Source organism: Calorimonas adulescens (assembly GCF_008274215.1).
Lineage (GTDB): Bacteria > Bacillota > Thermoanaerobacteria > Thermoanaerobacterales > UBA4877 > Calorimonas > Calorimonas adulescens.
In genome coordinates this window covers 89,880-99,954 of sequence record NZ_VTPS01000011.1, presented here as the reverse complement: position 1 = coordinate 99,954, position 10,075 = coordinate 89,880, and the positions used below count along the sequence as shown (strand labels likewise).

Genomic DNA, 10,075 nt, shown 5'->3' with positions numbered 1-10,075 from the left:
ACTCACCCGTCCGCCACTGAGTAGTTTCCTACTCCGTTCGACTTGCATGTGTTAGGCACGCCGCCAGCGTTAGTCCTGAGCCAGGATCAAACTCTTTAATATATTTGCTCCTTACTTCTATCTTGGCGTTCCGCTCTATTTATTTGCCATCGTGCGACTTTTATATATTAGCACGTCTTGTGCCTCATGTCAAGCCCTTTTTTCCTTTCTCGCCCCTTGAGGCGTATTTTATATTATCATGTTTGTGGGTGGGTGTCAATACTATTTTTTAATTTCGTTTGATATATCTATATAAGGAATTATCCATCATTCATAGCTTATGCTTTATGTCAGGCGATACTTTCCCATAAATAATATCCCATAAATAATAGAAATATAAAGGAGAAATCTTACGACACAGGCCGAATAAATTATATACCGATCTTACCTCCCGTGAATTTTATGCTAATCTTGGTCATAGGATGATAAGGTCATTTTACTTGTCTATTCACAGTTTTCCCGTCAAATGACATAGTAGAATTTTAAATTACTGTCCTGCAGCTTTCATCAGCAAGCATCAATGCTTATCCTATCTCAGCATCTCATTCAATTGGTCTATTCCAACACTGTATCTTTTCCCGCAGAAGTTACATACAATTTCAAGTGGTTCATTTTCTTCTGCAAGTTTTGCTATTTCGTTTTCCCCAAGACTGCAAATTGCTCTCTCTACCCTTTCATAGCTGCAATCACACTTGTATCTTGTAGGAACTCTCTCTAAGATTTCAAGGCCAAGGTCCCCGAGAATAATATTTAATATATACTCTGGTGTTTTCCCTTCTCCAAGATATTTTGTAATACTCGAAAGCTTATTTAGCCTCTCCTCTAATACAACAACCTCCTCTAAAGGAAAATCAGGCATAAGCTGTATAATAAATCCACCTGCAGCCTTGCACGAACCATCAACATCCACCAACACACCGAGGCCAACAGCAGATTGTATTTGTTCAGATCTTGCATAATACTCGGCGATATCATCACCAATTTCTCCAGATACAAGCTGGACTTTGCCTATATATGGTTCCTTGAGACCAAGGTCTCTTATCACTGTCAAAGTACCCTCTCTACCAACTGCACTCCCTACATCAAGCTTGCCATCATGTCTTAATGGTATATATACATCAGGGGCATTTACATAACCCTTAACATTTGCATCAGAGTCCGAGCATGCTACAATACCATTAAGAGGACCCCCTCCGTTTATCTGTATTGTAATGCTGCCCCTTTCTGTTTTTAACATTTTACCCATCATCCCTGCTGCTGTCAGAGCACGACCCAGGGCAGCACATGCTACTGGACTCAAATTGTGCAGTTTTCTTGCTTCATCAACTGCATCTTTTGTCGTTGACGCATAGGCAAGAATCTTGCCATCCATAGCCAGAGCATTCACTATATAATCACTCATTTTACAACCTCCATTTTTATTAAAAAACCCTAACACAGGTTTTGTGTTAGGGTTGATTTTCGGAAGTTTAGGCGTTTATAACAGTAACATTGGTGGCCTGAGGGCCTTTAGCACCTTCGACTATCTCAAACTCTACTGCCTGTCCTTCTTCCAATGTCTTGAACCCATCCATGCTTATCGCTGAGAAGTGTACAAATACATCAGGGCCTCCTTCTCTCTCAATGAAGCCGTACCCCTTCTCAGAATTAAACCACTTTACCTTACCTTTCATGCTTTTACCTCCAACTTATAAATTAATCGATTACTATCGACATATCCATGATATCACATTAATCGCTACTGGTCAATCAAATTTAAGAATTCTGTATGGTTTCTCTTATGTTGTCCATAACCACACCGGCTTTTTCATGAAAAACCACATCCGCATATTTATCATATGGAGTCGGCAACAGATTTATTATAATTAAATGAGGAACCATTCCCGGAATATGGCAAACAGGTGCCACCTCCAGGCTTGAGCCAATCACCAACAAGACATCACATTTTTCAGCTTCCTTTATGGCAATATCAAAATCACGCGGCATTGGATCTCCAAACATAACCACATCAGGTCGTAACATAGCACCACACTTTTCACATTTTGGCACTTTAACGCCACTATCTATCTGTCTTTCCATCTCTTGAAAATCAAAATTCGATTTACATCTAGTACAATGACAGGTCCTTGTATTGCCATGAACCTCATATACTTTCTTTGAACCGGCCTTTTGATGCAGGTTATCTATATTCTGTGTAATTACACCTTTTATATACCCACATTCTTCTAACCATGCCAAGACACGATGTGCAGTATTCGGCTGAACATCTCGCATACCGCGGAGAATGTTAAAACCTTCTCTATAAAATTTTTCTGGATTACCGTACAAAACATCAGTGGATAGGGCCTCCATTGGATCCATTTTTTCCCATAGTCCTGTCCCAGGACTTCTAAAGTCTGGAATTCCACTTTCTGTGGATATACCCGCGCCTGTTAAAGCAAGACAATATTTTGCATTTATAATAAGTTCACATGCCTTTTTGATATTGTCCATTTTCAACACCTCTAGTAATATATTATAACACAAAAACCCGGCATAAGCCGGGGATCAAACCTTAAATTGCGATATTGCCTCAAACAGTTTAGCTGTCATTTCCTTTAACTGCTGCAGCGATATATCTATTCCCTCTAAACTGGCATTTTGTTCCTCAGCAGAAGCAGAGACCTCCTCTGATGACGCTGCTGTTTCCTCAGAGACTGCAGATATATTTTCTACAGCCTCCACTACCCTTTCTCTAAGTCTATTCATCTCATCCATCATGTTGATAACTTTTTCAATAGACTCCATAGCCTTCTCAAGAGACCCGGATATCATCGCAAAGGCACTGGACGTATTCTTTACACTATCTGTTAACCCCTCATTTATTCTTTTAGCCACCTCGGAATTAGCCACGCTGTCATTTATATTCTCCTCAATACCACCAATAAGTTCCTGAACCTGCAAAACTGCTTTTGAGGACTGTTCTGCGAGCTTACGTATCTCTTCAGCTACAACAGCAAATCCTCTGCCTGCTTCTCCAGCACGCGCAGCTTCTATGGCAGCATTTAATGATAACAGGTTTGTCTGATCTGCTATAGCGTTGATTGTTTTGATGATGTCACCAATTCTTTGAGAGCGCTCATTGAGTTCATTAATAGACTTTAACACATTTCTGTTTGCTTCTACATTTTCCCAATTTCTTTCCACCAAGGTATCTACAATCTTTTTGCCTTCCTGGCTTAAAAGGAGAGAATCATGGGACAGCATAGACACTTCTTCCGCTGCTTCTTTAACTCGACCTATACTTTTTGAAAGTTCCTCAACCACGCTGCTTACCTCTTGAATATCTGAAGCCTGTGCAGAGGCACCAGATGCTACATCTTCCACTGCTTTTGATATCTCTTCAGTAACACCTACAGTTTGGGATACAGAAAAGGATAGTGTTTCCATCTCCTTTTTTACATTTTCAGCGATATTGCGAATATCTATCACCAGTGTCCTTACACTCTCAATGGCCTTATCAAAATATGATGCAAGCAGGCCTATTTCATCTTTTGACTTCACACCTGTCTTATGGGAAAAATCCCCATTTTCAACATACGACAGTGACTTATTGAGCCTATTAATAGGACCTATAATACTTCTTGCAATAAGGAACGCCACCAGTACACCTATCAGCATGAATATGCTACCAGATAGCATTGAACCTCGAAGGATACTGGAAGATGAGGCTATGATTTCATTATATGGAAGTGTGGCCACTATTTTCCAACCAACTCTATCTATGGTTTTATATGTAGCATATTTACTAATATCATTAAAGCTGTAGTCCAACGAACCGTTTTCCCCATCTGCAAGTATCTTTTTCCCCCAATCGTACTGATTCACATCTATGCCAAGATTTGATTTGTCTGGATGAGCTATGACTATTCCATTTCTATCAATAAGAAATACATAGCCAGTATTGCCAACCTTAATATTGCTAAGATTATCAGAGAGAGAACTTAAGTCTATACCTATTCCAGCAACACCTATAACGTTCCCAGTATTATCTTTTATCTGCTTTGCAACAGTAACCACGCTTTTATTGCTCACTGCATCTTTATAGACATCTGTCCAAATAATTTTCCCTGAGGCAGAGCTTGCCTGGTTATACCAGTCCTTTTGTCTTTGGTTATAGTCTGCTGGAAGATCTTGCGAAGGATAAAGATACAATCTGCCGTCTGAAGTACTGATATAAATGTTAACCGCATTAGGAATTGTCTTTATGTAGTTGCTCAGGTAGTTTAATATCTGCTCTTCATTTTCTTTCATGCCATCAATGTTCTGAGCAACATCAGACGCTGTAAATTGGTTTAGCTGATGTTCATAGTTTGCCAAAAGACTGTCCATATAATAACCAGAGACATTTAGAACTGAGTTTTCTTCATTTTTTAACTGGGTTATTATAGCATTATTATTTAAATAGTAGCTATAGTACCCAGATGCTCCAATGCTTAAAACTACAAGAAAAATAATAAAAATCACCAGTCGGCTATAAATATTTTTAATCATATTATCCACTCCCTATTTTACTCCCAACCCGTTGACAACATCTAATCCGATTATACTATTTAAAACAAAAAATGACAAGGATACCTTCTAATATCAGGCGTTGTTTGAACCCTTTTCTATAAATTTATTTAAATAAGAAAGAGGAGAAATAACGTCTCTGGAGAATAAATAATATTTAAAAGAAGGGGGATGTCTATGGCATACTTAGCTTTGGCTGGAAGAATAATACTACTTGGCATGGAAAGATTAATCGTAAAGGGTCTGGGCAATGATGGTGATAATGTGGAGGGTGTCTTTGTATTTTTTGGTCTTGGAGCTCTTTTTTTACTGCCGTTCGCTATTGGTGAATCACCGGATAACTATACTTTTTTGCTATTTGCTTTTTCTAGTGGGTTATTATACTCTTTGGCCAACATCTTTTACTTTAAGTCTTTAAATATAGGGGAAATATCTCTCGTTACACCAATTGGTAACCTCAGCATATTCTTTCTCTTTGTATTATCAGTACTTTTTTTACATGAAAAGTTTACATTTTTTAAGGTGCTGGGAATAATACTGATTTTCTACGGCACATCAACCCTAAAGCAGGAGGGCAATTTTATAAAGTCGCTGAGAGCCATCATATATGACAGGTCTTGCTTGTATATGCTTATATATAGCTTCCTTGTGGCAAACGGCAGGATTATTGACAAGGAGGCAGGAAACATTGCAAGTCCTATGCTTTATTCATTTACGGTTTATGTGTTTGTTGCATTGATAATGCTTATCTATCTATTACTTAATGGGAGGCTAAAGGATATAGTTGGCATTCTCAAGAATAAGACTTTGTATTCCATAGCCAGTGGATTCACCAATGCCTTTACATATTTATTTCTTTTAGTTGCCATCAGAACCATCGAGGTGAGTGTGGCTGAGCCTCTCTCTATGCTCTCAACTATAATAAGTGTTACCTTGGGATCTTTGATTTTAAAAGAAAATGTACAAGGCAGGATAACTGGGGTGATACTTACTATAGCAGGGGGATGGATGATACTATTATAATACTGAGTTGCTGTAATAAGCCATTATTACATACGTGTCAATAGAACCACAGCCGTTGCTCAAGATGCTCTATAATTGTCAGTGTTTGAGTTTCATCAAGTGCATATTCACCTGATTTCCACGCGTCAATTTATCCTGATGTTTTTACCAGATACCCGGTGATGTTTGCCACTGCAGAATTATTTTAATAACATACATGGCTATATGGAATAATTTAAAATTAAAATTTGACACAGAATAATTTAAACGATAATATATTAATAAAAGATAACAGATAGAGGTCGCACTGTCTAAGAGTAAATATTCGGAGGTGGAGGAATCCTATGATGGGTATTGAAAGGAGTCAGTGCCGAAGGATCAGTTATCCTCAAACTGGTGCCTGGGACCAGGATTAACAGTCCTGGTACTGTCATCATAGTATTATGATGGAGAGCTATCTGGTGGTTTATTGTAGCTTGCTACAGGATTATATTGCCATAAACTGCCAACTAGCTTAGAGGCTAGTTATTTTCATTATAAGGAGGAGTTTTATGTACAATGTAGCAGTAGTAGGAGCAACGGGAATGGTAGGTAGGACATTTATAAAGGTATTGGAGGAAAGAAATTTCCCAATAAAAAACCTGTATCTTTTTGCTAGTAAGAAATCAGAGGGCACACTCTTGGAGTTTAAGGGTAAACTATACAGCGTAGAAGAACTAAAAGAGGATTCATTTGACAGGGGTATAGATATAGCTCTTTTTTCTGCCGGTGCCTCAACCAGCAAGGTATTTGCTCCCATAGCAGCATCAAAAGGGTGCATTGTGGTAGATAACAGCAGCCAATGGAGGATGGATAAAAAAGTCCCATTGGTAGTACCTGAGGTAAATCCAAATGACATAAAATGGCACAACGGTATCATAGCTAACCCGAATTGTTCTACTATACAAATGGTTGTAGCTTTAAAGCCGCTGCATGACATCTATAGAATAAAAAGGGTTGTGGTGTCCACCTATCAGGCAGTATCAGGAGCCGGGAAGAAAGGAGTAGACGACCTAAAAGGGACCATGAATGGTGAAAAGCCAAAACAGTTCCCCTATCCTATATACAATAACTGCCTACCGCACATAGATGATTTCTTAAACAATGGCTATACTAAGGAAGAAATGAAGATGGTAAATGAGACCAAAAAGATAATGAACGATGATAGGATCAAAGTTACGGCTACCACAGTAAGAGTACCTGTAGAAAATGGCCACAGCGAGTCTATCAATGTTGAGTTCTACAAAGACTTTGACTTAGACGAGGTGCGAAGTCTATTGTCTTCCGCACCAGGTGTGGTTGTTATGGACGATCCTCAAAACAGGATATATCCCCTGGCAACCATTGCTTCTGGCCATGACGAGGTATATGTGGGAAGGATAAGAAGAGATGATACTGTGGATTATGGACTTAATATGTTTGTGGTTGCAGATAATGTAAGAAAAGGTGCAGCCACCAATGCAGTACAGATTGCTGAATTATTAGTAAAGGAGGGATTAGTCCATGGCCGTATTTAAGGGATCAGGCGTAGCACTGGTAACACCTTTTACCAAAGATGGTGTAAATTTTGAGGTACTGGATAAATTATTAGATTTTCATCTAAAAAATTCCACTGATGCCATCATAGCATGTGGTACTACCGGAGAGGCATCAACGATGACCGATGAAGAAAAGAATGAGGTAATTAAATATACAGTGAATAAAATAAACAAGAAAATACCTGTCATTGCTGGCACCGGCTCTAATGACACGAGACACAGCATAGAGATGAGCATAGAGGCTGAAAGACTAGGGGCTGACGCTTTACTGGTGATAACACCATACTATAATAAGACAACACAAAGGGGGCTTATAGAGCATTTTACAAAAATAGCAGATTCAGTACACATCCCAATCATCATATATAATGTACCAGGAAGAACCGGCCTCAATATAATGCCACAAACTTTAGCCGAACTTAAAAAACATCCAAATATTGTGGGTGTAAAGGAGGCCAGTGGAGATATCAGTCAGATAGCCGAAGTGGCAAGGCTCTGTGGTGAGGATTTCGCAATATATTCCGGTAACGATGATCAAGTGGTGCCTATCATGGCTTTAGGTGGATTAGGTGTCATATCCGTTACGGCAAATATTCTTCCAAAAGATGTGCATGATATGGCTGTAAGCTTCTTAGAGGGCAATATAAAAAAGAGCAAAGATCTGCAGTTAAAGCTAAATCCACTAAATAAGTCTCTCTTTATAGAGGTAAACCCTATACCAATAAAAACTGCCATGAACCTCATTGGTATGAATGTGGGCCCCTTAAGGTTGCCTCTCACTACTATGGAACCCAAGAATTTAGAGATCCTAAAATCAAGGCTCACAGAATACGGGTTTACAGTCAGCTGATAGAGAGGTGTATATATGCTAAAGATAATAATACAAGGTATAAGCGGAAAGATGGGTAAGACCCTGTACAGGATAATATCAGAAGGCAAAGAGCACAAGGTAGTTGCAGGAATAAGCAGAAGTAATGCCATGTTAGATATACCCATATATCATAATCTCAATGAGGTAAAAGAGAAAGCCGATGTCTGCATAGACTTTTCTAACCACTCTGCGGTCACCGGGCTTTTAGAAAGCGCTGTAAAAAAGAAACTTCCACTTGTAATATGTACCACAGGCTTTACTGACGACGAAATGGCTGCCATCAATGATGCTTCAAAGATTATACCTGTTTTTCAATCTTTCAATACATCAATAGGCGTAGCAGCCACAGAAAGTCTTGTCTCTTTAGCTGCCAGATTGTTAAGAAATTTTGATGTAGAGATAGTTGAGGCCCATCATAACCAGAAAATGGATTCACCCAGCGGTACTGCTATAATGCTTGCCAGAGCCATACGGGATAATACTCCTGAAAAAAATATACTGAAATACGGAAGATACGGTCATGAAAGTAGAGAAAAAAATGAGATTGGCATTCACTCCATAAGGGGGGGAAGTATTATCGGTGAACACACGGTTATCTTTGCAGGTGAAGGAGAAATGATTGAAATTAAGCACACATCTCTTTCGCGAGATATCTTTGCAATAGGAGCAATAAGAGCTGCTGAGTTTATAGTAAATAAGGTACCTGGACTTTATAGCATGAAAGACCTTTTAGAGGAGGCATGAGTTGATGGAAATGGATGCATACGAGCTGGCCAGGTACATAGGCCTGGCCAGAAAAAAAACTCCAGTAAAGGCCTACGTTAATGGAGACTTACATGGTATAACATCTGACAACGTAAGGACATTTGGAGAAGGAAAGCTATGGATTCTTTTTGGCGAACTCTCCGATGTGAAAAAATTGTTGGATGATTATAGTGAGAAGATAAAAGACTATTATCTAGAAATTGACAGGAGAAATTCAGCCCTACCGTTATTGGATATATCAGAGCTTGATGCAAGAGTTGAACCTGGGGCAATAATAAGAGAAAAGGTAATCATAGGCAAAAATGCTGTAATTATGATGGGTGCTGTGATAAATATAGGTAGTAAAATAGGTGAAGCTACCATGATTGATATGAACGCCGTCATAGGAGCGAGGGCAATAATAGGTAAAAATTGTCATATAGGTGCAGGAGCAGTGATAGCCGGTGTGCTTGAACCACCTAGCGCCAGTCCAGTAAAAATTGGAGATAACGTCCTCGTTGGTGCCAATGCTGTTATCTTAGAGGGAGTTACTGTGGGTGATGGTGCTGTAGTTGCCGCTGGATCTGTTGTTACCCATGATGTGCCACCGCGTGTTGTAGTTGCAGGAAGCCCTGCAAAAGTTATAAAAGAAGTGGATGAAAAAACAGAAGGTAAGACAAAACTCATGGAAGACTTAAGAAAATAGGCCGTCAGTCGGCCTATTTCCTTAAAACTCTATCCCTTCCCTGGCAGGTATACCCTTTTCAAAAGGATGCTTTATGGGTTTCATTTCCGTAACAAGATCGGCAAGATCCAGTATCTCCTGTGGAGCATACCGTCCGGTAAGTATAACCTCGATATTATCTGGTTTACTCTTCAAGAACTCACAAACCTCATCAACCGTCAAAAGCTTGTTATACATTGCAAGCATTATCTCATCAAGGATAAGTATATCTATTTCGCCTTTGGCACAAAGCTCCTTTGCAAACTCGAAGGCCTTATGTTCGCATCTTCGCATTATCTCTTTTTCCTCATCACTGGCCTCCCAAAAAAACTTTGAAGCCTCCTCAAAACGATATACCTTAAAGTCATTTGAAATCCTCTCCAAAGACCTAAGTTCTCCTGTATCCATGGATTTTAAAAACTGAATCATAGCAACTTTGTACCCTCTTCCAACAGCCCTTACACCTACTCCAATAGCCGCTGTGGTTTTCCCCTTGCCGTTCCCTGTATATACCTGCACCAATCCCTTTTTCATAAGCTACACCTCACATCGCTATATTTTATTTAT

The 10,075-nt window shown here is 39.3% G+C and carries 10 protein-coding genes, 1 rRNA gene and 1 riboswitch; of the genes, 5 read left to right on the top strand and 6 right to left on the bottom strand.

What is annotated here, in order from left to right:
• The 5 genes from FWJ32_RS08510 to FWJ32_RS08490 form a co-directional block, all read right to left on the bottom strand.
• Window positions 1–102 (bottom strand): 16S ribosomal RNA (locus tag FWJ32_RS08510); the annotation flags it as partial.
• A 466-nt stretch (window positions 103–568) separates the two neighbouring features.
• Complete coding sequence (gene hslO, locus FWJ32_RS08505) at window positions 569–1,441, bottom strand: Hsp33 family molecular chaperone HslO (RefSeq protein WP_149545524.1); 873 nt, start codon at window positions 1,439–1,441, stop codon at window positions 569–571.
• 67 nt (window positions 1,442–1,508) lie between these two features.
• The gene (locus tag FWJ32_RS08500) at window positions 1,509–1,712 is read right to left on the bottom strand and encodes a cold shock domain-containing protein (RefSeq protein WP_149545523.1); all 204 of its coding nucleotides are present in this window, start codon (window positions 1,710–1,712) and stop codon (window positions 1,509–1,511) included.
• Window positions 1,713–1,794: 82 nt separating this feature from the next.
• A complete protein-coding gene (locus FWJ32_RS08495) occupies window positions 1,795–2,532 on the bottom strand; it encodes an SIR2 family NAD-dependent protein deacylase (protein ID WP_149545522.1) in 738 nt (245 codons plus the stop codon).
• Window positions 2,533–2,586: 54 nt separating this feature from the next.
• Window positions 2,587–4,572, bottom strand: coding sequence for a methyl-accepting chemotaxis protein (locus FWJ32_RS08490; protein ID WP_149545521.1), 1,986 nt, complete (start codon window positions 4,570–4,572; stop codon window positions 2,587–2,589).
• A 195-nt stretch (window positions 4,573–4,767) separates the two neighbouring features.
• Between FWJ32_RS08490 and FWJ32_RS08485 the strand changes: the two genes are divergently transcribed.
• From FWJ32_RS08485 to dapD, 5 genes are all read left to right on the top strand, one after another.
• On the top strand, window positions 4,768–5,613 hold the full coding sequence (locus FWJ32_RS08485) for a DMT family transporter (protein ID WP_162523570.1): 846 nt from the start codon (window positions 4,768–4,770) through the stop codon (window positions 5,611–5,613).
• A gap of 267 nt (window positions 5,614–5,880) precedes the next feature.
• A riboswitch (Lysine riboswitch) is annotated at window positions 5,881–6,057 on the top strand.
• Between the two features lie 86 nt (window positions 6,058–6,143).
• Window positions 6,144–7,148 carry an aspartate-semialdehyde dehydrogenase gene (locus FWJ32_RS08480; RefSeq protein WP_149545519.1) on the top strand — a complete coding sequence of 335 codons (1,005 nt, stop codon included), beginning with the start codon at window positions 6,144–6,146 and terminating at the stop codon, window positions 7,146–7,148.
• Window positions 7,135–8,019, top strand: coding sequence for a 4-hydroxy-tetrahydrodipicolinate synthase (gene dapA, locus FWJ32_RS08475; protein ID WP_149545518.1), 885 nt, complete (start codon window positions 7,135–7,137; stop codon window positions 8,017–8,019). Before FWJ32_RS08480 ends, dapA begins: the two co-directional genes overlap by 14 nt.
• Window positions 8,020–8,034: 15 nt before the next feature.
• Window positions 8,035–8,784 carry a 4-hydroxy-tetrahydrodipicolinate reductase gene (dapB, locus tag FWJ32_RS08470; protein ID WP_149545517.1) on the top strand — a complete coding sequence of 250 codons (750 nt, stop codon included), beginning with the start codon at window positions 8,035–8,037 and terminating at the stop codon, window positions 8,782–8,784.
• Window positions 8,785–8,788: 4 nt separating this feature from the next.
• Window positions 8,789–9,490 carry a 2,3,4,5-tetrahydropyridine-2,6-dicarboxylate N-acetyltransferase gene (dapD, locus tag FWJ32_RS08465; RefSeq protein WP_238988835.1) on the top strand — a complete coding sequence of 234 codons (702 nt, stop codon included), beginning with the start codon at window positions 8,789–8,791 and terminating at the stop codon, window positions 9,488–9,490.
• Between the two features lie 21 nt (window positions 9,491–9,511).
• Here the strand turns inward: dapD and cobO are convergent, their stop codons facing one another.
• Window positions 9,512–10,042, bottom strand: coding sequence for a cob(I)yrinic acid a,c-diamide adenosyltransferase (gene cobO / locus FWJ32_RS08460; protein WP_149545516.1), 531 nt, complete (start codon window positions 10,040–10,042; stop codon window positions 9,512–9,514).
• Window positions 10,043–10,075: the final 33 nt, after the last annotated feature.

Excerpts from the sequence above, each read along its gene's own strand:
- cobO (WP_149545516.1), bottom strand. The coding sequence starts at position 10,042 with ATGAAAAAGGGATTGGTGCAGGTATATACAGGGAACGGCAAGGGGAAA.
- FWJ32_RS08500 (WP_149545523.1), bottom strand. The coding sequence starts at position 1,712 with ATGAAAGGTAAGGTAAAGTGGTTTAATTCTGAGAAGGGGTACGGCTTC.
- dapB (WP_149545517.1), top strand. The coding sequence starts at position 8,035 with ATGCTAAAGATAATAATACAAGGTATAAGCGGAAAGATGGGTAAGACC.
- FWJ32_RS08485 (WP_162523570.1), top strand. The coding sequence starts at position 4,768 with ATGGCATACTTAGCTTTGGCTGGAAGAATAATACTACTTGGCATGGAA.
- dapD (WP_238988835.1), top strand. The coding sequence starts at position 8,789 with ATGGAAATGGATGCATACGAGCTGGCCAGGTACATAGGCCTGGCCAGA.
- hslO (WP_149545524.1), bottom strand. The coding sequence starts at position 1,441 with ATGAGTGATTATATAGTGAATGCTCTGGCTATGGATGGCAAGATTCTT.
- dapA (WP_149545518.1), top strand. The coding sequence starts at position 7,135 with ATGGCCGTATTTAAGGGATCAGGCGTAGCACTGGTAACACCTTTTACC.
- FWJ32_RS08495 (WP_149545522.1), bottom strand. The coding sequence starts at position 2,532 with ATGGACAATATCAAAAAGGCATGTGAACTTATTATAAATGCAAAATAT.
- FWJ32_RS08480 (WP_149545519.1), top strand. The coding sequence starts at position 6,144 with ATGTACAATGTAGCAGTAGTAGGAGCAACGGGAATGGTAGGTAGGACA.
- FWJ32_RS08490 (WP_149545521.1), bottom strand. The coding sequence starts at position 4,572 with ATGATTAAAAATATTTATAGCCGACTGGTGATTTTTATTATTTTTCTT.